General features: G+C 55.2%; 19 protein-coding genes and 1 tRNA gene. 10 read left to right on the top strand and 10 right to left on the bottom strand.

Annotated elements, in window-relative coordinates:
• The first annotated feature begins 1 nt into the window (after nucleotide 1).
• Nucleotides 2–3,895, top strand: a complete 3,894-nt coding sequence (locus A3L14_RS00100) for a DNA-directed DNA polymerase II large subunit (protein WP_088886087.1) — start codon at nucleotides 2–4, stop codon at nucleotides 3,893–3,895.
• Nucleotides 3,896–3,944: 49 nt separating this feature from the next.
• On the top strand, nucleotides 3,945–4,631 hold the full coding sequence (locus A3L14_RS00095; protein ID WP_055428325.1) for a hypothetical protein: 687 nt from the start codon (nucleotides 3,945–3,947) through the stop codon (nucleotides 4,629–4,631).
• Nucleotides 4,632–5,133: 502 nt separating this feature from the next.
• Here the strand turns inward: A3L14_RS00095 and A3L14_RS00090 are convergent.
• Nucleotides 5,134–5,209: transfer RNA gene (locus A3L14_RS00090), tRNA-Gln, on the bottom strand.
• Nucleotides 5,210–5,280: 71 nt separating this feature from the next.
• Nucleotides 5,281–5,961 carry a triose-phosphate isomerase gene (gene tpiA, locus A3L14_RS00085; RefSeq protein WP_055428324.1) on the bottom strand — a complete coding sequence of 227 codons (681 nt, stop codon included), beginning with the start codon at nucleotides 5,959–5,961 and terminating at the stop codon, nucleotides 5,281–5,283.
• Nucleotides 5,962–6,040: 79 nt separating this feature from the next.
• Here tpiA and A3L14_RS00080 point away from each other — a divergent pair, with 79 nt between their 5' ends.
• On the top strand, nucleotides 6,041–7,108 hold the full coding sequence (locus A3L14_RS00080; RefSeq protein WP_055428323.1) for a DUF917 domain-containing protein: 1,068 nt from the start codon (nucleotides 6,041–6,043) through the stop codon (nucleotides 7,106–7,108).
• On the opposite strand, the gene coaD is transcribed toward A3L14_RS00080, so the two are convergent.
• Complete coding sequence (gene coaD, locus A3L14_RS00075) at nucleotides 7,100–7,582, bottom strand: phosphopantetheine adenylyltransferase (protein WP_055428322.1); 483 nt, start codon at nucleotides 7,580–7,582, stop codon at nucleotides 7,100–7,102. The genes A3L14_RS00080 and coaD overlap by 9 nt on opposite strands.
• A gap of 70 nt (nucleotides 7,583–7,652) precedes the next feature.
• Between coaD and A3L14_RS00070 the strand changes: the two genes are divergently transcribed.
• The 5 genes from A3L14_RS00070 (at nucleotide 7,653) to A3L14_RS00050 (ending at nucleotide 12,552) form a co-directional block, all read left to right on the top strand.
• Complete coding sequence (locus A3L14_RS00070; protein ID WP_074631373.1) at nucleotides 7,653–8,831, top strand: hypothetical protein; 1,179 nt, start codon at nucleotides 7,653–7,655, stop codon at nucleotides 8,829–8,831.
• 4 nt (nucleotides 8,832–8,835) lie between these two features.
• Nucleotides 8,836–10,152: an acetate--CoA ligase family protein gene (locus tag A3L14_RS00065; RefSeq protein WP_074631375.1), complete on the top strand. Its 1,317-nt coding sequence runs from the start codon at nucleotides 8,836–8,838 to the stop codon at nucleotides 10,150–10,152.
• 82 nt (nucleotides 10,153–10,234) lie between these two features.
• Nucleotides 10,235–10,756: a flavin reductase family protein gene (locus A3L14_RS00060; RefSeq protein ID WP_055428319.1), complete on the top strand. Its 522-nt coding sequence runs from the start codon at nucleotides 10,235–10,237 to the stop codon at nucleotides 10,754–10,756.
• 39 nt (nucleotides 10,757–10,795) lie between these two features.
• Nucleotides 10,796–11,773, top strand: coding sequence for a bifunctional N(6)-L-threonylcarbamoyladenine synthase/serine/threonine protein kinase (locus tag A3L14_RS00055; RefSeq protein WP_055428318.1), 978 nt, complete (start codon nucleotides 10,796–10,798; stop codon nucleotides 11,771–11,773).
• The gene (locus A3L14_RS00050; RefSeq protein WP_055428317.1) at nucleotides 11,764–12,552 is read left to right on the top strand and encodes a DUF835 domain-containing protein; all 789 of its coding nucleotides are present in this window, start codon (nucleotides 11,764–11,766) and stop codon (nucleotides 12,550–12,552) included. Before A3L14_RS00055 ends, A3L14_RS00050 begins: the two co-directional genes overlap by 10 nt.
• Here the strand turns inward: A3L14_RS00050 and A3L14_RS00045 are convergent.
• From A3L14_RS00045 to A3L14_RS00015, 7 genes are read right to left on the bottom strand one after another with little or no spacing between them, the layout of a single operon-like run.
• Entirely contained in the window at nucleotides 12,536–13,372 is an 837-nt protein-coding gene (locus A3L14_RS00045) for an NAD(+) kinase (protein WP_074631377.1), read from the bottom strand. The genes A3L14_RS00050 and A3L14_RS00045 overlap by 17 nt on opposite strands.
• A 56-nt stretch (nucleotides 13,373–13,428) precedes the next feature.
• Nucleotides 13,429–14,466: a flippase-like domain-containing protein gene (locus A3L14_RS00040; protein WP_055428316.1), complete on the bottom strand. Its 1,038-nt coding sequence runs from the start codon at nucleotides 14,464–14,466 to the stop codon at nucleotides 13,429–13,431.
• Nucleotides 14,467–14,468: 2 nt separating this feature from the next.
• Nucleotides 14,469–15,617, bottom strand: a complete 1,149-nt coding sequence (locus tag A3L14_RS00035) for an RsmB/NOP family class I SAM-dependent RNA methyltransferase (protein WP_055428315.1) — start codon at nucleotides 15,615–15,617, stop codon at nucleotides 14,469–14,471.
• Nucleotides 15,618–15,626: 9 nt separating this feature from the next.
• Nucleotides 15,627–16,145: a DUF3201 domain-containing protein gene (locus A3L14_RS00030; RefSeq protein ID WP_055428314.1), complete on the bottom strand. Its 519-nt coding sequence runs from the start codon at nucleotides 16,143–16,145 to the stop codon at nucleotides 15,627–15,629.
• Nucleotides 16,146–16,188: 43 nt separating this feature from the next.
• Complete coding sequence (locus A3L14_RS00025; RefSeq protein WP_055428313.1) at nucleotides 16,189–17,097, bottom strand: LEA type 2 family protein; 909 nt, start codon at nucleotides 17,095–17,097, stop codon at nucleotides 16,189–16,191.
• A gap of 51 nt (nucleotides 17,098–17,148) precedes the next feature.
• Nucleotides 17,149–19,518, bottom strand: coding sequence for a COG1361 S-layer family protein (locus tag A3L14_RS00020; protein ID WP_074631378.1), 2,370 nt, complete (start codon nucleotides 19,516–19,518; stop codon nucleotides 17,149–17,151).
• Nucleotides 19,515–21,782 carry a hydrophobe/amphiphile efflux-3 (HAE3) family transporter gene (locus A3L14_RS00015; protein WP_055428312.1) on the bottom strand — a complete coding sequence of 756 codons (2,268 nt, stop codon included), beginning with the start codon at nucleotides 21,780–21,782 and terminating at the stop codon, nucleotides 19,515–19,517. Before A3L14_RS00015 ends, A3L14_RS00020 begins: the two co-directional genes overlap by 4 nt.
• A gap of 120 nt (nucleotides 21,783–21,902) precedes the next feature.
• Here A3L14_RS00015 and A3L14_RS00010 point away from each other — a divergent pair, with 120 nt between their 5' ends.
• Together A3L14_RS00010 and A3L14_RS00005 are read left to right on the top strand one after the other, a co-directional pair.
• The gene (locus A3L14_RS00010; protein ID WP_055428311.1) at nucleotides 21,903–22,424 is read left to right on the top strand and encodes a GbsR/MarR family transcriptional regulator; all 522 of its coding nucleotides are present in this window, start codon (nucleotides 21,903–21,905) and stop codon (nucleotides 22,422–22,424) included.
• Between the two features lie 45 nt (nucleotides 22,425–22,469).
• Nucleotides 22,470–22,982: a CDP-2,3-bis-(O-geranylgeranyl)-sn-glycerol synthase gene (locus A3L14_RS00005; protein WP_055428399.1), complete on the top strand. Its 513-nt coding sequence runs from the start codon at nucleotides 22,470–22,472 to the stop codon at nucleotides 22,980–22,982.
• The last annotated feature ends 248 nt before the right edge of the window (nucleotides 22,983–23,230 follow it).

The raw sequence follows: 23,230 nt of genomic DNA, 5'->3' as shown, positions 1-23,230 counted from the left end.
AATGGCCGAGATTTATTCTCCCGAGATGAAGGCCTACTTTGAGTCCCTCCAGCGCGAGATAGACCGGGCCTACGAGGTAGCGAGAAAGGCCCGTGAGCAGGGCAAAGATCCCAGCCTGGAAGTGGAGGTGCCCCAGGCGACCGACATGGCCGGCCGTGTTGAGAGCCTCGTTGGGCCGAAGGGCGTCGCCGAGAGGATCAGGGAGCTCGTCAAGGAGTACGGGAAGGAACTCGCCGCCCTCAAGGTCGTTGATGAGATTATCGAGGGGAAGTTCGGCGACCTCGGGAGCAAGGAGAAGTACGCAGAGCAGGCGGTCAGAACGGCCCTGGCAATCCTCACGGAGGGAATAGTTTCGGCCCCACTGGAGGGAATAGCCGACGTTAAAATCAAACGCAACAGCTGGGACGATAACTCCGAATACCTCGCCCTCTACTATGCGGGGCCGATAAGGAGTTCCGGAGGGACGGCTCAAGCTTTGAGCGTCCTCGTCGGCGACTACGTGAGGAAGAAACTCGGCCTCGACCGCTTCAAGCCCAGTGAGAAGCACATCGAGAGAATGGTCGAGGAGATAGACCTCTACCACAGGGCAGTTACAAGGCTGCAGTACCACCCCGAGGCAGACGAGGTAAGGCTCGCCATGAGAAACATCCCCATCGAGATAACCGGTGAAGAAACGGATAAAGTCGAGGTCTCCCACAGGGACGTTCCCGGCGTTGAGACCAATCATCTTCGCGGCGGAGCGATTCTTGTTCTGGCCGAGGGTGTCCTCCAGAAGGCCAAGAAGCTCGTCAAGTACATAGACAAGATGGGCGTTGAGGGCTGGGACTGGATAAAGGAGTTTGTTGAAGCCAAGGAGAAGGGCAAGGCCGAGAAAGAAGAGAAGAAGTCCTCAGGGGAATCAAGGGCTGAAGGGGCTCGTCCCGAAGAGGTGAAGGAGAAGATCGAGAAGGGCTTCTACTACGAGCTCTACGAGCGCTTTAAGGCCAACATAGCTCCCAACAAGAAGTACACGAAGGAGATAATCGGGGGCAGGCCGCTCTTCGCTGAGCCCTCAAAGAACGGCGGTTTCAGGCTTAGATACGGCCGCTCCCGTGTCAGCGGTTTCGCGACCTGGAGTGTCAATCCTGCGACTATGCTGGTTCTGGACGAGTTCATAGCTATTGGGACCCAGATGAAGACGGAGAGACCTGGCAAGGGCTGTATCGTGACGCCCGCTACCACCGTGGAAGGTCCGATAGTCCGGCTCAAGGACGGAAGCGTTATTCGCGTGGACGACTATGAGACCGCCCTGAGGGTGAGGGATCAGCTGGACGAGATACTCTACGTCGGTGATGCCTTGGTGAACTTTGGCGACTTCGTGGAGAACAACCAGACGCTTTTACCTGCCAACTACGTCGAGGAATGGTGGATTCAGGAGCTGGTTAATGCGATAGCGGAAACCTACGAGGTCGAGCTTAAGCCGTTCTCCGACAACCCGCGCGGGGCAATAGAGGAGGCGGCGGAGTACCTTGAGGTCGACCCTGACTTTCTCGAAGACCTGCTGAAAGACCCCCTCCGTGTGAGGCCGAGCGTTGAGGTCGCGGTGCACCTCTCAAAGGTCCTCGATATTCCTCTCCACCCGTACTACACCCTCTACTGGAACACGCTCAAACCTGAGGAAGTCGAGGAGCTCCAGAGGGCATTGGTTAATGCTCAAATCGAGAGGGACGAGTTCAGGGGGATAAAGTTTGCCCGGAAGGTGGTTCTCGAAAACGACCCGAAGATAAAGCGCTACCTTGAACTCCTTGGCCTCCCCCACAGGCTTGAGAGAACCGAGGGCAGGAAGAAGGTAATAGTGATCGACTACCCCTGGAGCGCCGCGCTCCTTACACCCCTCGGGAACCTCGAATGGGAGTTCAGGGCGAAGCCCTTTTTCACCGTCATAGATATCATCAATGAGAACAACCGGATAAAGCTCCGTGACAGGGGCATAAGCTGGATAGGGGCCAGAATGGGCAGGCCAGAGAAGGCTAAGGAGAGGAAGATGAAGCCGCCGGTTCAGGTTCTCTTCCCGATCGGTCTGGCGGGAGGGTCGAGCAGGGACATCAAGAAGGCCGCCGAGGAAGGAAAGGTAGCGAGCGTGGAGATAGCCTTCTTCAAATGCCCTGAATGCGGTCACACCGGGCCCGAGCACATCTGCCCGCGCTGTGGCACCAGGAAGGGGCTCCTCTGGCACTGCGCCAAGTGCAACGTTGATTATCCTGAAAACGAGGCAGAGAGCTTTGACTTCCACTGTCCCAAGTGCGGCACCGAGCTGAAGCCCTATGCGAGGAGGACGATAAAGCCGTCCGAACTGCTCAGGAGGGCTATGGAAAACGTGAAGGTCTACGGAATCGACAAGCTCAAGGGCGTCCAGGGTATGACCTCGGGCTACAAGATGGCCGAGCCGCTTGAGAAGGGCCTGCTGAGGGCCAAAAACGACGTCTACGTCTTTAAGGACGGCACGATTCGTTTCGATGCCACCGACGCCCCGATAACCCACTTCAAGCCAAGAGAGATAGGCACGAGCGTTGAAAAGCTCCGCGAACTCGGCTACACCCACGATTTCGAGGGTAAACCGCTCGAAAGGGACGACCAGATACTCGAGCTGAAGGTTCAGGACGTCATACTGCCCTACGAGGCCGGCCGCTATCTCCTCAAGGTTGCCCGCTTCATAGACGACCTCCTTGAGAAGTTCTACGGCCTTCCGAGGTTCTACAACGCCGAGAAGATGGAAGACCTCGTTGGACATCTCGTGATAGGCCTTGCTCCCCACACCTCGGCTGGAATCATAGGCAGGATAATAGGCTTCTCTGACGTTCTTGTGGGATATGCTCACCCGTATTACCATGCCGCCAAAAGACGCAACTGCGACGGGGATGAGGATAGTGTGATGTTACTTATGGACGCATTATTGAACTTTTCTCGTTACTATCTGCCCGAGAAGCGCGGCGGAAAGATGGACGCGCCTTTAGTCGTTACCACGCGCCTCGATCCAAGAGAGGTTGACAGCGAGGTTCACAACATGGACGTTGTCAGGTACTACCCCTTGGAATTCTACAGCGCAACCTACGAGATGAAGTCGCCCAAGGAGATAAAGTTCATCGAGCGCGTTGAAGATAGACTCGGCAGGCCGGAGATGTACGAGGGACTGAAGTTCACCCACGATACGGACGACATCGGCCTCGGCCCGAAGATGAGCCTGTACAAACAGCTCGGCGACATGGTTGAGAAGGTCGAGCGCCAGCTGGCTTTAGCAGAGCGCATCCGCGCGGTGGACGAGCACCACGTGGCCGAGACGATAATCAACTCCCACCTTGTCCCCGACCTGAGGGGCAACCTGAGGAGCTTCACCCGGCAGGAGTTCCGCTGTGTGAAGTGCAACACCAAGTACAGAAGGCCGCCGCTGACAGGTAAGTGCCCCAAGTGCGGCGGGAAGAACGTTCTGACTGTTAGCAAGGGCGCGATAGAGAAGTATCTCCCCACGGCAAAGATGCTTGTTACGAAATACAATGTTCTCGATTACACGAGGCAGAGGATATGTCTGACCGAGAAGGACATCAAGAGCCTTTTCGAGAACGTCTTCCCCGAGAGGCAGAGGACGCTGATGGGCTTTTCCGCTGATGTCTGTGAGAAGATGATAAAGGCAAGAACCGGCAAGTCCAACGGGCGGAACGGCTACCTCGATGAGCTGAAGGCGAACGGAAAGCTCAAGCAGAAGTCAAAAGTGGGGAAAAAGAAGGAATCCAAATCTCCCAAGCGCTCTGAGAAGAAGGTAAAGCCATCGCAGGGGCTGGAGAAGGCGGTTAGGAAGGAGAAGGCCGCCATGAAGAAGAAAAAGAAGGGCATAAGCCTCGACGAGTTCTTTGGCTCTTAGTTTTTCCGTTAATCATATATATCATTATACCGCTCTTTCTTTGATGGAGATGAACCCAGGGTTCAAATTGCTCCCCAGCGTGGCCTACCTCCGCGTCCAGAGGCAGGCGTTCATAGGCTATTCTATGCCCCTCGCGGGATGGATAGGTGAGTACCTGGTGAACTACCAGCGGCTTCCGAGGCCGAACTTCCTTGGGAGGGCCATGGGTAAGCTGGGCTTTCACCTCGCCGGCGAGGGGCGCGATGATGGGTACATAACCCAGTTCTTCACGAAGGGGAGCGTTTCAGTAAGCGCGAGCTGGGACGTTGAGAGGGAAAACCTTTTCCTCCAACTGATTCCCCTTCGCTCAAGGCTCTCCCGCGGCTTAACCGTCAGGGCTGAGCACATAGAGTTCTACGACCAGTACGTGGTGAGCATAGAGCCGACCGGCAAGCTCCCGCCTGGAATCGGGGGCATTGGAATAAACGCCCTTATTCTGGAGGACTTCTACCCGGTCGAGACCCCCTACTGGGGCATGCTCCACGAGGACTGGGAGGTTGAGCTGAACCTTCTCGTCATGAAGGACGAGGTTTACGACAGGCTTTCCCGCGAGGAGTACCGCTGCCCGGTCTGCTTTGCCCCGCTCCATGAGGAGAACGGTGTCCTAAAGTGCTCTTCCTGCGGCTTCACCTACGCGCCCGAGCACGACTTCGAGAGGGTAATGGAAGAGTTCAGTGTGGAGGAGTTCGCGTTCTAGCAAGCTTTGCTTGCGCAAAGCTTGACCAAAATATTCCAACTGTTCAAACTGGGAGTGTGGAAATTAGCATGCCTTCTACAAGGCGTTCTTAGAGGGTTTTATACTAACGTTGGACAATTTGACTAGTGTTTCACTCCAAACCAGCGCCCTTCGGGCGCCAAAAACAAGAAACACAACCAATAACATTGACAATTAAAGCACAAACTTTTGTAAAGAGCTTCACCAAAGGCATGTAGCTCCTCATAAAGAACGTCCATACAAGCCGATTTTACACGCCAAATGTTCATTTTCAGGCGAGAACACTTTGAAAAAGCCTGCTGAAATGGGGTTTATTCTCTCCTGACGCCCAAGGGGCGTCGATTTTAAAGTTAAACCCGCAATTAGGAAACAACTAGGAAAGTTCTTACTTCCAAAACAGCCACTCAAAGAAAAAATCACCTGGAATCAGCCTTTCAAGAGGAGCTACAAACTTTGATGAAACTTTGCGCAGGCAAAGTTTCTATGGTAGCCCCGCCGGGATTCGAACCCGGGTCGCGGGATCCAAAGTCCCGCATGCTTGGCCGCTACACCACGGGGCTGCCCGATAGAAAAAGCCGGGGAGGGGCTTATAAATCTTAGGCATTGTTCGTGATAAAAAATGATGAAAAGCTCAGAGGATCAGCGACACCAGGTCCCTTATCGCCTTCTCCGGGTCCTTGGCCTTGGTTACACCGCTCGCGAGGAGAACGCCAACGCTCCCGAGCTCAAGGGCCTTTTTGACGTCCTCTCCGGTGGAAATCCCAGCGCCGGTGAGAACCTTGACGTCCGGGTTGACCCTCTTAACCAGCTCGACGGTGTCGGTGATGACTTCCGGCTTGGCCTTGCTGACGGGAATTCCAGTACCTATCAGTTCGGGCGGCTCGACGGCGACGTAGTCCGGGCCAAGGGCGGCAACTGCCGCGCTGACTGCTGGATTGTTGGAGCAGACCATCGTCATCAGTCCAACTTCCTCCGCCCGTCTTATAGCTGCCTCAAGGTCAGCAAGAATCATTCTGTTCTCGGAGTGGTTGAGGAGCGTCCCAACTGCCCCGGCCTCTTTAACCGCCTCCGGAAGAACGTGACCGGTGTGGCTGCCCGGCGTTATCGGGTCGATGTGCTGGGCGAAGACAGGAATCTCGACCTCCTGGGCTATCCGGTAGAGGTCGGCAAGCTGGGGGGCGACGACGATTGTTATCCCTGTCTCCTTCCAGACCTTTTCCGCTGCTTTTGCTATCTTCAAGGCTCCATCCCCAGTGGCCTGGGCATAGGTCTTGAAGTTAATCGCTATAATTGGCTCCCTCAACTTTGACATTGGGTATCACCAAGAGTGACTTAACGCTCAACCCTTAAATTCTTTTATATTCTTGGAGGAGTATGACTTGGTGTTGATCATGAGTGACCTAAAAACCTCAGCTCGCAGGCTTGAAGAGGATGATTTGAAAGACCTGATCATCGGATGTACCTTTCTTGGCTGTGGTGGTGGGGGAAGTCCTGAAAACGGCTGGAAGTGGATTGAAGGGGTGCTCAGGAAAGGCTATGAGATACGGCTAATTGGAGTAGAAAACCTGCCCAAGAACGTTTTTACGGTGAGTCCGTACTTCGTTGGGCCTGTGGAGGGTCTCCAAAGAGAAACATTGCGGCCTGGCTGTTCTGGAGCTCAAAGAGTTCTTGGGGAAAAATTTGGGGCCGTTGTTCCCACTGAGTTGGGGGGCAACAGCACGGCAGTTGCCTTGGCCACCGCCGCTGAGCTGGAGATTCCCACGATTGATGGGGACATGGCCGGAAGGGTCGTTCCGGAACTCCACCACTCTGTTTATTACCTCCATGGCTACAAGATGACGCCCTTCTCCATCGTTACTTCTGGAGAAGATGTTCTACTCGTACCTCGCACTGTGGATGACAGGAGGGCAGAACTGCTCGTTAGGGCGGTCGTGAGTGCTGTTGGAAAGGTTGGAGTTGCCTCCCACCCCTTTGATGCTGCGATTTCGAGGCGGGTTCTTCTAAGGGGCACCCTTAGCGGGGCTATTTCCATCGGTCGGGCTCTGAGAAGTGAGGAATGGGAGAGCAATCTGATGGAGCTCGGGGGCATTCTCCTCTTCAGAGGTGTCTGCACTTCGCTTGAAAGGAGGGACGAGGGAGGCTTCACCCTGGGACTGATGGGATTGGATGGAACGGGTGAATTTGAAGGGGAAAACTATGAGGTTCTGTTTAAAAATGAAAACCTTCTTGGATTAAGAAACGGAAGTGTAGATGTGACTGTGCCCGATTTGATAACAGTGCTGACTCCGGAGGGAGTTCCGGTGGTAAACTCCGAGGTAAGGCTTGGAAAAGAATATGTGGTTTTTGGATTTTCTGCCCCGGAAGTGTGGAGGTCTCCACGTGGGCTTGAACTGCTTGGGCCGAGAGCCTTCGGTTTTGACGTGGAATACGTCCCGGTAACGAAGGGGGGATTACGGTGAACCTATCTTCCTTGGGTTCCCGAGGGGGTCGATTAGGCCCGCCCTTATCAAGGACGAGCTGATTTTGGGGCCTAAGGAGCTCCTCACGAGGCCTATAGTGACTATTTCTAGGGGCTTCAGGCCCTTCTCCTTTCTTGCCCTGTTCACGATGAGAGCACCCTTGTAGGTCTCCTCGCTGACAACTATCGCTTCGAGGCTTTTCATCTTATCCGCAAAGCCTATTGCCGTGCGAATTTTGATGATGCGGTAGTTTGAGTAGCCATTCACTTCAAAAAACTTGAGCAAATCCTTTAATCGGAGCTCGTAGGGGAGTATCTTCTCGGCGTAGGGCTTGTCTCTAATCATTTCGTCCGATGTGAGGCCGATGTAAACGTACTCTCCCACCTCAAAGGCCTTCCGCAGCAGGGCTTTATGGCCCAGGTGGAGTCTGTCGAACGTTCCGCCGACGACGACCTTTCTGTATCTCTTCCTCATGGAGGAAGCTTAGGCGAAGGAACCAATAAGCTTTTTTATTCGCCGAGAAGATTTCCGTGGAGGTGGTTGAATGAGGCGGTTCATGGCGTTCATGCTCATCGTCTTTCTCCTCACTTCGCTCATCGGTGAGGTCAGTGCAGTCGACGACCCGCAGCCCCTTTTCAGGATGGAGATGACCATTACGGTGGCTCCTGTTAAGGTCGAAAACGCCTCCACCTGGATGGGAACCTTCAAAATATACGTGGTTCTGAAGGATCCCGGCTATAGGGCGTACTTCGACTACCTGGCCGCCAACAACAGTACAAAGGCTAGAGAGGAGTTCAAGAGTTTTGTGAAGCAGCTGGTCTACGACAACATGAGGGACAACATTGAAAAGAGGTTCGAGGCAGTTAACATGACCAGCACGATATACCTTCCATCGGGGGGCCCCGTGAAAGTTCTCGACAACTGGTCTGCGGTCGTAACCTTCGCCCTTGCGAACTTTCTTGTGAGCGATGGGAAGGTGCTTAGATGCCCCCTGAGCGGCTCCCTCGATTTTGTCTACAAAGGGCATGTCTTTGACTACAGCTGGGACAAGCTCACCCTGATTCTGCCCAAGGACTACCAGATAAAGAACCTGGCCCCCGTTCCCGATGACCTGAGCGATAACGTTGCCGTGTGGAAGGACGGAAGCTTTCTCCCGATCATAGAGCTGTACACCCCCGTGTATTCCTACGTGCTGTTCCTGAACTCGACCCGGAAGGAGATTTCACTCCTCTACGATCCGGAAGAGGGCTACGTCCAGTTCAACGCGACCTTCACCGGTGCCAACGCTACCCCGTCGATAATAAACCAGCTCCTGGCCAGCTTCAGGGCCACAATGGACGTTATGAGTATAGACACCCGGCAGGAAAACGGTTCGCTGGTCGTTATCGGAGTTGCCAGACCGGAGGTTGCTTATCATGAGACGTCCTCTGAAAAGGTATGGAAGGCCATGGTAAAGCTTCCGGGGGCTTTTGACAGCATCTCCGTCGTCGGGGGCACTTACGTTCTGGCGCCGGACCACACTCTGATAATAACTGTCACGGAGAAGAAATCTAACTACCGGCTCTACGCCTATGGAATAGCCGTTGTGCTCGTGATAGCGGCCGTTATCCTTGTGAAGAAGAAAGGGGCCGGGAAAGAGCCCGAAATACCCGAGGGATCGGCTGGGGCTTCTCCACCTGAAACAGGAGAGCAGGAGCTACCCGAGGAGCCGGAGGGGAGGTGAGTGAATGGACTTCTTCTTTTATCCCTCAAGCGTTGCGGTGTTCGGCTCCTTCAAGAAGGGCGCCATAGCATACGAGATTCTCCGGAATATCGTGGAAGGGGGCTTTGGGGGCAAGATAATCCCGGTCAATCCGAAGGGCGGAACCGTCGAGGTCGCGGGGAGAACCTTTGAAATCCGTGGGCGGCTCGATGAACCTGTGGACAGCGCCATCATAGCAATCCCGGCGAAGTTCGTTCCCACCCTCATCGACGAAATCGGTCCCCTTATCAAGGGCGCCGTCGTTATCTCCGCCGGCTTCTCTGAGGTTGGAAACGAGGAGCTTGAGCGTGAGCTGGTGGAGAAGGCCAGGAGGCACGGCGTCAGAATCATTGGCCCCAACTGCGCCGGCATCTTCGGCGTCCACGGGAGGTTCTTCGGTTCCTTCGAGGTCAGGGTTAGGCCCGGAGGGCTGGCATTAATCAGTCAGAGCGGTGCCTTCGGTGGCGCGGCTTTGGCAATGGGCAACGATGAGGGAATTGGATTTTCTGCCTTCGTTTCCTATGGAAACGCCTCCGATTTGAACGAGAGCGACTTTTTGGAGTACTTCGCGGACGATGAGAACACAAGGGCGATAGCCCTCTACATAGAGGGCGTCAAGGACGGCAGGCGGTTCCTAAAAGCCCTCCGCTACGCAAGTGCCAGAAAACCGGTCATCATCCTCAAGGCAGGGAAGAGTGCGAGCGGAGCTAAAGCTGCGGCTTCACATACAGGCTCTCTGGCCGGGAGCTACGAGATTTACAGGGCGGCGTTCAAGCAGGCAGGGGCGATAGAGGTTGAGGAGATGGAGGAGCTCTTCGATGCCGCCAAGGCCTTCGAGATGCACACCAGAGCCGGGAAGCGGGTCGCGGTGATCACAAACTCCGGCGGCCCAGGTGTTCTGGCAACGGACAAACTCGAAAGGCTGGGCCTTGAGATTGCAGAGCTGGGCGATGAGACGGTCGATGAACTCCGCTCATTCCTTCCGAGTCAATGCTCGGTGAGGAACCCGATTGACCTGATAGCCGATGCGGACTACGAGCGCTACAGAAAAACGATTGAAGTCGTCTGTCGGGACCAAAACGTGGATTCGCTCCTCGTCATCTGCGTGCCGCCCATCTTCCTGCCCAGCGAGGAGATAGCCAAGGCCGTAATCGAGGCCGACTGCGACAAACCTATCGTGGTAAACTTCATGGCCGGAGAGCTGGTGAGTGGGGGAGTTAAGCTTCTCGAAAACCATGGAATCAAGAACTTCCCGACACCGGAGAGAGCCGCCAGGGCACTCCACTGGCTCTCCCTGCGCTGATGCTTCTCTCTTTTAGTGTCCCGGCGTTCTTGGGGACTTTAACCTTTTATACCATGAAGCGGGATTCATATTGGGTGGTGGGATGAAGTCGTACAGGCTGCTCTATCCTATGAGGACTTACCTCGTCGTAGCCGGTAGGGGCGAGGAAGCAAACGTCATGGCCGCTGACTGGGTTACCATAGTCTCAGCGAGGCCCTTTATGGTCGGTGTTGCCATAGCGCCCCAGAGGCACACCTGGAAGCTCGTCAAGAAGTACCGCGAGTTCGTGATAAGCGTTCCCGGCGTGGACATGCTCGATGACGTCTGGATAGTCGGGACGAAGCACGGGCCTGAAAAGCTGAAGGAGACCTCCATAGAGCTGGTTCCCTCGAAGGCAATTGAAACGCCGAGCATCGGGAACGCACTGGCGAACATCGAGTGTAAGCTGGTAGATGAGAGGGACTACGGCGACCACACGTGGTTTGTGGGCGAGGTCGTTAGCGGTTCGGCCAGAGAGGATGCCTTCAGTGGAGACCGTCCGAACCTTGAGGCCGGGTTCCTGGCACACCTATCGTGGACCGACTTCGTGACCTTTGAGAATAAGATTTACCGGCCGGGACGGTAGCCCGGCAACTTTTTATACACTTTTCCCGAGCGTATCACGATGATAGCCCTTGGCCTAGAAGGCACGGCCCACACCCTTGGCATAGGCATCGTTACAGAAAAGGAAGTTCTGGCCAACGTATTCCACACTCTCACGACGGAGAAGGGGGGAATACATCCGAAGGAAGCGGCCGAACACCACGCTAATCTCTTGAAACCCCTTCTCAGAAAGGCCCTCGGCGAGGCTGGAATAGGTATGGAAGATGTTGACGTCATAGCGTTCTCACAGGGGCCGGGCCTCGGTCCCGCCCTCCGCGTCGTGGCAACGGCGGCAAGAGCTCTCGCAATAAAATACGGTAAGCCCATAGTCGGCGTCAATCACTGCATCGCCCACGTTGAGATAACCAAGATGTTTGGCGTTAAGGATCCCGTTGGTTTATATGTCAGCGGCGGGAACACGCAGGTTTTAGCTTTAGAAGGCGGTCGCTACCGCGTTTTCGGCGAGACGCTGGACATAGGCATAGGCAACGCTATAGACACCTTTGCCAGGGAGCTGGGCATAGGCTTTCCCGGTGGCCCAAAGATCGAGAAGCTCGCGCTTAAGGGCGAGCGCTACATAGAGCTCCCCTACGCAGTAAAGGGCATGGATCTGAGCTTCTCTGGAATACTCACGGAGGCCGTCAGGAAGTACAGAACCGGGAAGTACCGCGTTGAGGACTTAGCTTACTCCTTCCAGGAAACTGCCTTTGCCGCTCTGGTGGAGGTGACGGAGAGGGCCGTGGCGCACACGGGCAAGGATGAGGTGGTCCTCGTCGGCGGTGTCGCCGCCAACAACCGCCTCCGCGAGATGCTAAAAATCATGACCGAGGACAGGGGTATAGGCTTCTTCGTTCCGCCCTACGAACTCTGCAGGGACAACGGGGCTATGATAGCCTACACCGGGCTGAGGATGTATCTTGGAGGCGTTCGCTTCGGCATTCGGGACACCGTAGTCAGGCAGAAGTTCAGAACCGATGAGGTGGAGGTAGTATGGAGCTGACGGTGTCTCTGCCGGTGTTCATTGCAGACGTTGTTCTGTTCGTTGTAATCGGGTATGCAGCCCTCTATGCCCTCAAGAGGATCAACCGTTACGAGGGGGCACTCAACAGATTCATAGTTGTGACGGCATTTTCGCTTTTCCTGGCCTCTATAGGGCGGGCAGTTGACATAGTGGATGATTTTGTGAGAGACTCTGGGATGCTGATGCATGTTGAACAGATAGCATACTTCTTCTCAATACTCGGCATAACTTACGGGCTGATGAACTACATCCGGAGCGTTGAGAGGAGAATCTTTCCGGTGCCCTCCGGGAAGGCCCTCGATGGGAAACTGCCCTCTGGCGGCTTCATGTATCTTGGCGGGGAGGATGAGGTTCTGGGGTTCCTCGGGAGGTGTGGGATTCCGGCAATGGTTATTACCAGAAGCCCCTGGAAGTATGAGGGCTCCTGCAAGCACGTCCAAACCCTCTGGATAACCCAGGCGAGCGAAAGCGGCGTTGGTCCGACTAAGCTCCACGTGATTCTGGACAGTGCCGTGAAGTTCTTCCAGGGCGGGGGAAAGCTTGTTGTTATAGACTGCCTTGAGGTTCTCATCCTCTACAACGATTTCCAGTCCGTGTTCAGGTTCCTCTCCGCGCTCAAGGACTATGCGATTGGGACTGGCTCCACTGTTCTTCTCCTCGTTGGGAGTTCCACAATGGATGAAAAGGAGATGATGATACTGAAAAGGGAGTTTGCCCCAATAAAAGACCTGAAGGAGCTGCTCAAAACTTCCCCTTGATTTTCATTGTGTACTTGGGGTACACCTCACTGGTGAAGCGTATGAACTTGGCCTTTCTTGGGGAGAGTTTCACGGTTATCTCCGTTTCCGGTTCGAGGTACGTGTAGAACTGGCCGTCGATGGCGAGGATGACCTCCCTTGTAATGGCGATGTTTCTGATGTCTATGGTGCTGTACGAGGGCACTATCATGGGCCTTGAGCTCAGGGCTATTGGTGCGAGAGGTGCTATGACCACGACGTCCAGCCTCGGGTCCACGAAGGGCCCGCCCGCGCTCATTGCGTAGCCCGTTGATCCCGTCGGTGTCGAGACTATCAGTCCGTCGGCCCTTATCTCGTCGGCCAGGCCTCCGTCTATGTAGTACTTGAGGTGGATTATCTTTCCGGGGATTCCCGTCAGGACGGCCACCTCGTTGAGCGCGTCCGGCACGGTGTTCTCGCCGTTTAGGTAGGTCCTCAGTTTTATGCGCTCATCTATGTGGTAATCGCCCTCAAGGAGCTTGCTCAGTGCAAAGAACGTCTCGTGGGGCTCCACCTCCGTGAGAAAGCCGAGGGTTCCCATGTTGATTCCGAGGATGGGTATGTCCTTCCTGGTTCTGTGCTCCACCCGCAGTATCGTCCCATCTCCCCCTATGACGATTATAAAATCGACGTCGAAATCCTCAAGCGGGCAGACGTCCTCCTCATGGAACTCGGGGAGATGCCTGTGGGTCTCGCTGTCGACGCAGACCTCGTATCCACTAATCTTTAAAAAGTCGTAAACTCTGTACGCCAGCTTCAGCGCCGCTTCCCTATCCCTTCGGGCAACGATTCCGAACTTCATACTACCCTCTTCCCCACGAGGCAGTAGTGCTAACTCAAAAATGTGGGAGGTTGGATTTATACCTTTCCCTCTTCCTCGCGGGACTGCCTCTCGGCCCTGACCTTTATGCCGAAGTGCGCCATCACTATAGCCCCCGTGAATGTGGGGGCCCAGTAGGAGATGAGCCTCTCAAGGACCGTTGCCGTAACGGCCACTCCCTTCCCTATGCCCAGTAGGACGTACACCGCGGAGTTTATGGCCTCGATTATTCCGGCCCCTCCGGGGAGAACCATCATCATTCCCACCACTATGCCGATGGTCTGGACGACCATGACGTCGAGGATGCCTATGGGGTTGTTGATGCTCAGGAATATCAGGTACGACCTGAGGAGAACAAGGAACCAGAAGGCGAAGGAGTATGCCAAGGAGAGTGCAAAGGCGCGCCTGTGGGTGAGCAGGAACTTGAACTTCTCCTGGAACTGGGGGACGCTGACTTCAACGGCATGGACAAACTTCTCCTCGTACTTGGCGGCCTTTTTCGGCATAATCCTTCCAAACTGCCGGTAGACCCAGTAGAGCATGCCCTTGGTCTTCCTTTCGCTGAGGAGTATGCCGACCGTTGCCAGGGTTAGGGCGGCAAAAGCGAGGTCGAGTACAAACACCGTGATTGTCAGCGTGAACGACCCGAGGTGGTATACGTACACTGTCGCGAGGAAGAGCATGACGACGACCGGGATCACATCGAGTATCCTGTCTAGCATTATCGTGGCGAAGACGTTGCCGTAGGGTTCTTTGGTATGCTTGGATATGTAGTACATCCTCACAGGCTCGCCGCCGCCCCTTGCGCCAGGAGTGACGTTGTTCACAAATATGCCCGCGAAGAGGGCCCCGAGAATCGTCCTGAAGGGAACCCCAATGCCCAGGCTGTTCAGGAGAACCCTCCAGCGGAGGGCCCATATGATGACGGCGGCGATGTAAACAAGAACCGCCAGGAGGAAGTAGTCCGCCCTCGCGTTCCTGAGTATCGCAATGACCTCCTCTATTCCGGCCCACCAGAGGAGGAGGGCTATTATCGCCAGACCCAGGCCTAGGAGGGAGTACTTCCTCCAGTCCATGGCTACACCTTCCTGAATTTGGCTATGAAGAATCCCTGGGTCAGGTGCCTGTTCGGATAGAACCTCTGAACCTCGTCGATACCCATACCGCTCGAACCTATAAAGATGCTCTGCTCTTCGAGCTTTAAACCTTTGCCGAGGATGTACTTCACGTTCCCCTCGTTCTCCTCGTAGCTCAGCGTGCAGGTGGAGTAGACGAGAACACCGCCCTTCCCTAGGGATTTTATGGCGGCGTTGATGAAATGCCTCTGGTAGCGTGCTGTGGCCTCGATATCCTTTGGAGTCCTGCTCTCCCACAGCTTTGGCCTTATGCCAAGGGCCGTGCACGGTGCATCCAGGAGTATCTTGTCCGCCTGGATTCCCAGCTCGGGAAGCTTCCGCGAGTCCATGTGGATGGCCTTGACGTTCTTCACGCCGAGCCTTTTGAGCTCTTCTTCCATCTTTTTGAGCCTGTTTCTGGACTTGTCTATGGCTATTATCTCGCCCCTGTTCTGCATCAGCTGAGCGATGTGGCTTGTCTTCCCTCCGGGAGCGGCGGCCATGTCGATTACTAGCTCCTCCTCACTCGGCTCAAGGACGTGGGCGACCACCATCGAGGGCAAACTCTGGGCGTAGAAGAGGCCCTCCTTGAAGCTTTGAAGCTCGCTCAGACTTGGCAGTTTGAACTTCGGCAGGGTGACCTCAACCGCCACTCCGCGCGTCGAGACCACCATCTCCTTGGCGTTCATTCTGGCGATGCCGATTCCGACGAGAAGCCCCCTCGGGTCGCGTATCTCCACCTCGTCGCCGGGTTTTATTCTCTTGTCCGCCTGGAGGACACCGGGGGCGTAGAGCATGGCCCCCTGGTAGACGCTCTCGCTCGCGAACTTGTTGGCCCTTACCACGGGCAGGCCGGGTTCATAGTCGTCCGGGAAATTTGGGCCTTCGCGCTCGAAGTATATCCCCTCTTTGAGGTAGGGGCTTCGCTTCGGCTTTAGGCCCTCCTTCCGGAGGATGCTCATCAGCTTTGACCTGCTGGTCTTGAGGGTGTTTACCCTGATGTAGTACTTCTCCACCGGCGTTCTGAGGGAGGCCATTATCTCCTCCGCCTCGCTTCCGAAGAGCCTCCGGTAGTACTCCCTCAGCTCCTCGGGGAAAGCATCGGCGTACATAGCTACACCTCAGAGATCGAAGATTTCGAAGAGCTTGCCGGTCTCTATGAGCTTCAGAAGTCCCCTCTTCAGCTCCCCGGCGCTTTCGAAGTTTGCTTCAAACTGGAACAGCTTCTCATCACTGGCTTTGATCTTTTCAAGTATCTCCCCCGGGGAGACCCTTCCGTCGCGCCTCCAGTTGTAGATGTCGCTGAGAAAATCGGTGGCACCGTAGATGAAGCTCCTCGGGAAGAGCTCGATGAATTTCGCCAGAAACTCGGCCTTTATCCTCTCCTTCGGAACCGCGACCACGAAGTAGTAGCTCTCCGGGGTTGCACCGACCTCTATCTGGGGCTTTATCTCGAACGCTGGGTGGGGGTACTTCATGAGCCTCCACTCGCCGTCTATGAAGATGTAGGCCCCGAAGGCCTCCTCGACGTCTTCAACCTTAAAGCCCTCCTTCGGGAGCTCAAGCTTGAGCTCTTCGTTGAGGGTGAACATGTTCTCCCACATCTCGTTTAGGAACTCGTGAATCTCTCTCACGTTCATTTCTCTCACCAGAAAATGGAAAAGACGGGAGCCTTAAAAACCTTCATCCGGAGAGGAGGTTCTCCAGCATGCTGTTGAGGCCACCCATGATGTCCGTCTTCACGGTCTCTTCGTAGCTCGCCAGCTTGATGCTGTATCTCTGGTTAAGGACGGAGATGTCCATGAAAATATCCGCGCGAACCTTACTCATCTCACCGTTTTTTACATGGATCTCCCACACTTTGGTCAGTCTGCTCTCATCAACGTACATCCTGACGTCCACGGTGGAGTATCCGCCGGAGGGTATGATGGTGGTCTCTTCGGTTTCGCCGTACCCGATTTTTATACCGTTTGCATATGCGTCGAAGCTGAGCTTCGTGATCGGGACGGGGTATTTGTTTGGGTTGTAGAACTTCATGTGGGCTATAAGGACTGCCTTTCCGTTCTGCTCGCCGGCCCAGTCGAAAGTTGTTTCGACCAGCGCAGGGCTCTTGACCAGTCCACCAGCGAGCTCCTTGCTCTCCGCGGTGAAGTTGAGGTACGCCAGGACGTCCTCGCTGATAACCTGCCTTATGTCCGCGTTGATGGGTATCACCTTTAGGAGACTTCCCTTGAGGCGGAACTCGACCTCCCCCGTCTGGCCGTTGTCCAAGTAGGCCACCAGGGAGCGGACTAGGTTTTCGTTGTCTATGACTATGGCCATGTTTACCTCCGACCTCGTCGCACCGTAGTCAAACCTCGCGACTCTGGCAACGGGTATCCCCATGAAGTTCAGGCTCAGGTTCTCTACCTCCACCGGGACGAGCAGAGGCTTGCTCAGCTCTGCGTCCACCCATATTTCTGTCGTCTTCTCATCCACATAGCCCCAGCTGGCGTGAACCGTTGGGCTGGCGGTAATAGCGGCATAGGCCACGTAGCCTATCCAGGAGATGATTATAAGCACCACACCGAGCATCAGCAGCTTCCAGTTCATTCTTTTCACCGTGTCCCCTCATTCTTCGAAGTGCGTTTAAAGTTTTCCGGCTTAGCTGGACCGTTTCCTGTAGGTGTAGAGCACCGCGATAATCACGAGCACGCCGATGACTATGGCCAGGTTTCTCAGGTTGGTCTGGGTTTTTGTGTTCTCCTTCACGGCGATGGTCACGGTTCTCTCGAAGACGTAGACGTTGTCGTCCCCCTGGGCCGGGTCTCCGACGGCCCTTATGCGCAGCTGGATGTTGTAGTCCTTCGGAATTGCGTTCCCGTCTATCCTGAGCACGATTACTCCTTCTCCCGTTGCCCCGGGGGCCAGGTCGCCGATGTAGTCCGTTCTCTTATCCAGACTGAAAGGCTGGTCCGCCTTCACAACCCCCTCGATGAGCACGCTGGTGGCCTTTTCACCGCCCGTGTTCTTCAGCTTGATGTACACTTTGACCCTCTCCCCCTGGAGGGGCTCTGGAGCAAAGTCCACACCGACGACCTCGATGTTCGGCTTGGCGCCGATTATTATGGGAACCTTGAGCGTGACGTTTTTCTCCATCCCGAGGTCGTTGGTGTATGTTATCAGCAGGGGTATCTCGTAGGTTCCGGAGCTGGCGTTCTCGGCGACGTTTATCTTGAACGATGAGTGTGCGGAGTCGCCCTTCCCCAGGCTTCCCAGGCCAATTACCTGCTCGCTGCTCTCGCTGAGCGAGAAGGGCCACCCCGGCATGGGTTTGACTATTACCGTCCTAGCAGTACCGGTTCCAACGTTGTCCACCTGGAAGTCGACCTCAACGTTGTCCGTCCCGGGGATTATCTTGCCGGGCGACGTTGAGACCTTTGAGAGTATCAGCTGGGCCCTCCCGGTCACGTCTATTCCGACCAGCCTCTCGTCGGTTATCTCCTTCTCGTTCGGCTCCGTGATGTACTTCAGCTCTATCCTGAGCGGGTATATGCCGTTCTCCAGCTTCTCATTGGCCTTGATTCTGAACTCAAGGGTGGCCTTCTCCCCGGGCTGAAGCTCTGAGAGATACTTCACGTTGTCCTCCCCGATGGGCAGGAAGGCCTCTATGTTCTGTTTCGCAAGCTGTGCCATTATCCCGTTGAGGGCATCCTGCAGGCTCTGGCTCAGCTGCTCGCTCCCCTGGGCTGGGAGCTGCGAGAGGGCTGAGAGGTCGACGTTCTTTATCTCGCCCTGCACCGGCACCTTGTATGAGCTTATCTTCAGGCTGAGGGCTTTAACGGGCTCCGCCCCCGTGTTCTCAAGGGTGAAGCGCACGGTGAAGGTATCGCCAGGGCTTATCTCCCGGGGCTCGGTCTCGACCTTGGTTATCTCGACGAAGGCTTCCCTGGGCTTCTTAACTGTGAGCGCCACGAAGTTGTAGCTCTGCACCATGCGCATGTTCGCCCCCAGGCCGGTGAAGTAGACGACCCCGACGTAGAGGGGATACGTTCCGACGTCGGCGTTGGGGTTTATCTTTATCCTGAATGTCAGAGTCGCATTTTCCTTGCCTTCGAGGTACTCAATGTACTGCACGGCGCTTTCCTCTGGGTAGAAGACGCTCTTGGACATTCCGCTCTGGCTCAGGGCCATTGAAACTGCGCTCGCTATTGAGGAGCTGTCGTTGAAGCTCATCGGCGTGGGCGTAACGAAGACGTTTATGTAGCGCACCTTAAGTGCCCCCTCGTTCCTTAGGTGAACCTTGATGGTAACCGTGTCCCCCGGCTGAACCGTGCTCGGCATTTCGACGTTTGAAATTATCATTCCTGGGGCTGTTGCGGCTCTCCATTCAGAGGGCCCGCTTATGCTTACCCTGACGCTGTTTGGATAGACCTCGTTGACGGTCACATAAACCGTCTGGTTGTCAGCGCTGACTTCTACCGTTTCTCCTTCCCGGACAGGGGTTACATCTGGATAGGTTATCTCCATCAGGACGTCTTCCTTTCTTATTCCAAGTTCTGGGTGCTCCTCGATGGTCTTAATCACGGCGTCGGCTATCTCCTGCGGGGACGCGCTGTTGAGCCACTGGTAGAATCCGTAGGCGTTGGCGATCAGACAGGCGTTGAATTCGGCGCTGTTGTTCACGTACTGCTCGCACTGGGTCACGTCGTAGCCCATGGTCTGTGCCATGGCCGTTAGGAACTCCGGGTCGAGGAGAAGGCGCTGTATCTTGTCGGGATCAGGCACGAGTATCGTCTTGTATTCGGCGTTGAGTATTCTCCCGTCCTTCATTATGAGGAGGAAGGCGTAGTAGTCGCCGCTCCCGTAGTCCTTCTGGGTGTCAGTTAAGGTCACTATGAGCGGGCCCACGAGAATTGCCTCGCCCTTGCCCAGGTAGCCCTCGAAGAGGGGGCTTCCGGTTGATGCGCTCACGCTCCCTGAGAGCATCGCGGTGATGAGCATCAGGGCGAGAATCAATCCGGTTTTTTTCATTCCCTACCACCTCCGGTATTTCTTCCGTAAAAGACCTGCAGCAGTGCAGGGGTTACGAGGTAAGCGGCAAACATTGACGCGAATATTCCAAACGCCAGGGTCGTTCCGAAGTCGTGTATGGTCGGCAGCTCGCCGGCGAGCAAAGCCAGAAAGCCGCCGGCCGTTGTCAGGGCACCGGCCAGTATGCCGGGCCCGACGCTCTCAACCGATGTGACTATCGGCCTGGGGTTTCCCTCGTTCATCTCCTCAAGGAAGCGGTGGGTTAGGTGCATGCCGTAGTCAACGCCCAGGCCCACTATCATTGAGATAACCCCGGCCAGACTCTGGGTGAACGGTATTCCGGCCCACCCCATGAATCCGACCGTCCAGAGGGCACCCAGGAACATAGGTGTTATCATAGCCACCGAAACTTTGGGTTTTCTAAAGAGGAGGAGCACTATCAACACGACAAAAGCCGTTCCGTAGGTCGAGATGCGGTTTATCTCGACCTTTGTGAGCCCGTCGAGTACGTAGTTCAGGTATATGTCTCCTGTGAGGGAAAGCTTCACTCCTGGCGGGAACTCCGTTTCCTGTGCCCTAGCCGTTTCCTCCTCAAAATAGCGCATTATCCTCCTGAAATCATCCATGCTTGCTCCCCCGAAGTCGCCCTTGAACTTGATGAGGGTCATGGAATAGTCGCTTGAGACCAGGTTTACGCCCTGGCTCTTCTCCAGGGCGCTCTTTATCTTCTCCTCATCGCTGGGAATGTAGCCGTACTGCCGGTGAACCACGTCGGCTATGCTTTCTGAGTCGAAGACACCGTTGTAGTAAGAGTCCGCCTTTACCTGATTCTCGAAGCGGTAAATGCCCCTGACTATGGCTGGGTTCCTGACGTCGTTCGCCTTAAGGAGGACGTACAGCTCGTCCTGACCGCCGAAGTCGCTCCTTATGTCCATGAGCGCCTCTATCTCCGGCATGCCCTTGGGGACGAACTTTTCAAGCCTCACCTCGGTGGTCACCTGCGTTATTCCGTATCCGAAGAAGAGGGTTATCAGGAACACCGCCGCTAGAAATGTTGCGGGTTTTCTCCTTATGGTCTCTCCGAGGCTGTGGAAAGCCTTCCCCACCACGCCCGAATGGGAGCGAACCTCCGGTACCACGTAGTGGCCCTTCAACCTCTTCATTATGTCCTCTTCCAGGATTATGACCGCGGGGGTTATCACGACGGCGTTGAGCGCGGCCAAACTTAAACCGAGGATCAGCGCGGTGGCCAGGTGGTGGAGCATCGGGAGGCTTGATAGATACATCGCGGCGAAGCCGCCTATGGTGGTAAGCGCCGCTCCAAGGAGGGCTTTTCCAGTCTCCGCGACCGCTTCTTCCGCCGCTTTCTCTATGCTCCTTCCCCTTTTCCTCTCCTCGTAATAGCGGTTGGTCACGTGGATTCCGTAGTCTATGCCCATGCCTATCATCATCGCTCCGACGGTTGTCGTGGCCAAATCGAGGGGGATTCCCATCAGCCCCATGAAGCCGAGCGTCATCGTGACGCCGAAGATGAGGGGAATGAGCGGGATGGCCGCCTTTACCGGGGATCGGTAGAAGTACAGGAGCAGGGCTATAACGAGGATGAAGGAGATCACCATCGTCTTATTGAGGTCGCTCTGGAGGAGTTCCAGTATGCGGTATGTTATCCCTATGTTCCCGGTCTGGATGACCTCAACGTTCTTCGGGAACTTGACGCTCTCTATGTCCCTCTCTATGCCCCGGTAGACCCTTACGAGGGTCTCCGTTTTCTTTTCCCTGCTTATAGTCACGGCTATTATCGTCGTGGTGTAGTCCCTGCTGACGAGACTGTACCTTTCGTCCGGTGGGAGCATGTCGAGGACGAACTTTGCCTCCTCCTCGTTCTTTGGGAGCCTCCCCAGAACCTGCATGTAGACATCAGCGATGCTCACCGTGTCGGTTACGTACTCCCTCTGCCTGAGCCTCTGCTCAAGCTCGTAAACGGCCTCTATGACCTTCGGGTCGCGGATGTCGTAGACTCCTCCGGGCTCTATTGAAGCCACCTTGACGACTATCAGCGTGCTGTCACCGCTCTGGAACTCGTTCTGCAATGCCGTGTAGTCCGCTATGGATGGGTGGTTTTCAGGGAGCATGGTTCTGAGGTCGCTCTCAAAGCGAAGCTTCTGGATTCCGTATACCGAAACGACCAGCAGAAACACCGCTATCAGTGCAAAGGCCACCCTGTACCTCACGATGGTTCTCGCGGCGCTCCTCAGTGGATTCATGGTTTCTCCCCCAACTTTCGGAAACTTCCGAAAGTTTTAAATAAATAAAACCTTAAAAACCTTTTGTCAGTTGATTGATGCAGTCCCTTTCGGCGATGGTATAAAATCGGGGTGTTGGTGATGGGGATCGAAGAGGCCAAGAGGATAATTATGGATCATTTCGCAGGGGCCGCGAGGAGGTTCGGCTTCAACGAGCTTTACGGTTACATCTACGGCGTCCTGTTCCTTGCCCGGGAGCCCATGAGCCTGGGTGAGATCGCCGAGGCGACGGGCTATTCCCTCTCCCACGTGAGCACCGCCCTCAAGTTCATGGAGCGCATAGGACTCGTCGTGAGGATTAAAAAGCCCGGTGACAAGAGGGCCTACTACAAAGCAACAAAACTCCTCAAGGACTGGAGGCAGGCGGCCTATTACAACAAGATAATGGAGGACATACAGCAGACCAGGGCGAACTTGGAACGGGCCCTTCGGGAGCTTGAGGGTGAGGAAAGCGAGGAGGCGGAGCTAATAAGGGAGAGCATCAGGTTTGCTATACACAGAAATGACCTTGCGGAACGGATCCTGAGGTTTCTGATTGAGCACGAGGACGAGGAGGTTCTTGAGAGGCTCATGGACTGTCTTGAAGCACCCGAAAAACGGTAGCTTTAAAACCGGCCTTCAATAATCAGACCGGGTGAAATTATGGCGATGTCGCTCTCATCACTGCTGTGGGCGTTCTGGTACATCCTCCCTGCCTACTTTGCCAACGCGAGCCCCGTGCTTGTCGGAGGTGGGCGACCCATTGACTGTGGCAGAACGTGGAGGGACGGCCGCAGGCTGTTTGGGGACGGAAAGACCTGGCGCGGCCTCATCGGTGGTGTTTCCATAGGCACCCTCGTGGGGGTGGTTCAGTACCGCTTAACCCCCGGCTTCTACGGTGATTTTAGGACGGCCGTTCTTCTGGCGTTCCTCCTGTCCTTTGGTGCCCTCCTGGGTGACCTCATTGGGAGCTTCTTCAAGAGGAGGGCAAACCTCCCGCGCGGTGCTCCAGCCATAGGCCTCGACCAGCTGGGGTTTCTTATAAGTGCACTTGCACTCGCTTATCCTGTTAAAACCCTCAGCTCGGGCCAGATAATCTTCCTCCTCGTGGTCTCCCCCTTCGTCCACTGGGGGGCCAACTACTTTGCCTATAAAATGGGCTGGAAGAGCGTGCCGTGGTGATGAGTGCTCTTTCAGATTTTCCGTTTTTTGTGTACTATTTTTTGTGGTGTGCAAAATGTGGATAGAAAATTCTTTTAAACTTCAATTGGTTTTAGTATTTTGGTGACATTCCCATGAGAAAGTTAGTGGGATTATGGTTAGTAATACTGATTTTAGGTATGACGGTAAGTGCTGGAATGTCAAACAATTACGCGGCAGCAGTAACGACCAGTGACCCCTACCAAGAATTCTGGGATATTCTAAACAGG

The sequence above is a fragment of the Thermococcus thioreducens genome (assembly GCF_002214545.1).
GTDB classification, from domain to species: Archaea; Methanobacteriota_B; Thermococci; order Thermococcales; family Thermococcaceae; genus Thermococcus; species Thermococcus thioreducens.
Note: the sequence above shows the minus strand (reverse complement) of the source record. Positions and strands in the feature narration are given on the sequence as shown.

Coding starts and splice junctions, on each gene's coding strand:
- A3L14_RS00100 (WP_088886087.1), top strand. CDS start 2: ATGGCCGAGATTTATTCTCCCGAGATGAAGGCCTACTTTGAGTCCCTC.
- A3L14_RS00095 (WP_055428325.1), top strand. CDS start 3,945: ATGAACCCAGGGTTCAAATTGCTCCCCAGCGTGGCCTACCTCCGCGTC.
- tpiA (WP_055428324.1), bottom strand. CDS start 5,961: ATGTCAAAGTTGAGGGAGCCAATTATAGCGATTAACTTCAAGACCTAT.
- A3L14_RS00080 (WP_055428323.1), top strand. CDS start 6,041: ATGAGTGACCTAAAAACCTCAGCTCGCAGGCTTGAAGAGGATGATTTG.
- coaD (WP_055428322.1), bottom strand. CDS start 7,582: ATGAGGAAGAGATACAGAAAGGTCGTCGTCGGCGGAACGTTCGACAGA.
- A3L14_RS00070 (WP_074631373.1), top strand. CDS start 7,653: ATGAGGCGGTTCATGGCGTTCATGCTCATCGTCTTTCTCCTCACTTCG.
- A3L14_RS00065 (WP_074631375.1), top strand. CDS start 8,836: ATGGACTTCTTCTTTTATCCCTCAAGCGTTGCGGTGTTCGGCTCCTTC.
- A3L14_RS00060 (WP_055428319.1), top strand. CDS start 10,235: ATGAAGTCGTACAGGCTGCTCTATCCTATGAGGACTTACCTCGTCGTA.
- A3L14_RS00055 (WP_055428318.1), top strand. CDS start 10,796: ATGATAGCCCTTGGCCTAGAAGGCACGGCCCACACCCTTGGCATAGGC.
- A3L14_RS00050 (WP_055428317.1), top strand. CDS start 11,764: ATGGAGCTGACGGTGTCTCTGCCGGTGTTCATTGCAGACGTTGTTCTG.
- A3L14_RS00045 (WP_074631377.1), bottom strand. CDS start 13,372: ATGAAGTTCGGAATCGTTGCCCGAAGGGATAGGGAAGCGGCGCTGAAG.
- A3L14_RS00040 (WP_055428316.1), bottom strand. CDS start 14,466: ATGGACTGGAGGAAGTACTCCCTCCTAGGCCTGGGTCTGGCGATAATA.
- A3L14_RS00035 (WP_055428315.1), bottom strand. CDS start 15,617: ATGTACGCCGATGCTTTCCCCGAGGAGCTGAGGGAGTACTACCGGAGG.
- A3L14_RS00030 (WP_055428314.1), bottom strand. CDS start 16,145: ATGAACGTGAGAGAGATTCACGAGTTCCTAAACGAGATGTGGGAGAAC.
- A3L14_RS00025 (WP_055428313.1), bottom strand. CDS start 17,097: ATGAACTGGAAGCTGCTGATGCTCGGTGTGGTGCTTATAATCATCTCC.
- A3L14_RS00020 (WP_074631378.1), bottom strand. CDS start 19,518: ATGAAAAAAACCGGATTGATTCTCGCCCTGATGCTCATCACCGCGATG.
- A3L14_RS00015 (WP_055428312.1), bottom strand. CDS start 21,782: ATGAATCCACTGAGGAGCGCCGCGAGAACCATCGTGAGGTACAGGGTG.
- A3L14_RS00010 (WP_055428311.1), top strand. CDS start 21,903: ATGGGGATCGAAGAGGCCAAGAGGATAATTATGGATCATTTCGCAGGG.
- A3L14_RS00005 (WP_055428399.1), top strand. CDS start 22,470: ATGTCGCTCTCATCACTGCTGTGGGCGTTCTGGTACATCCTCCCTGCC.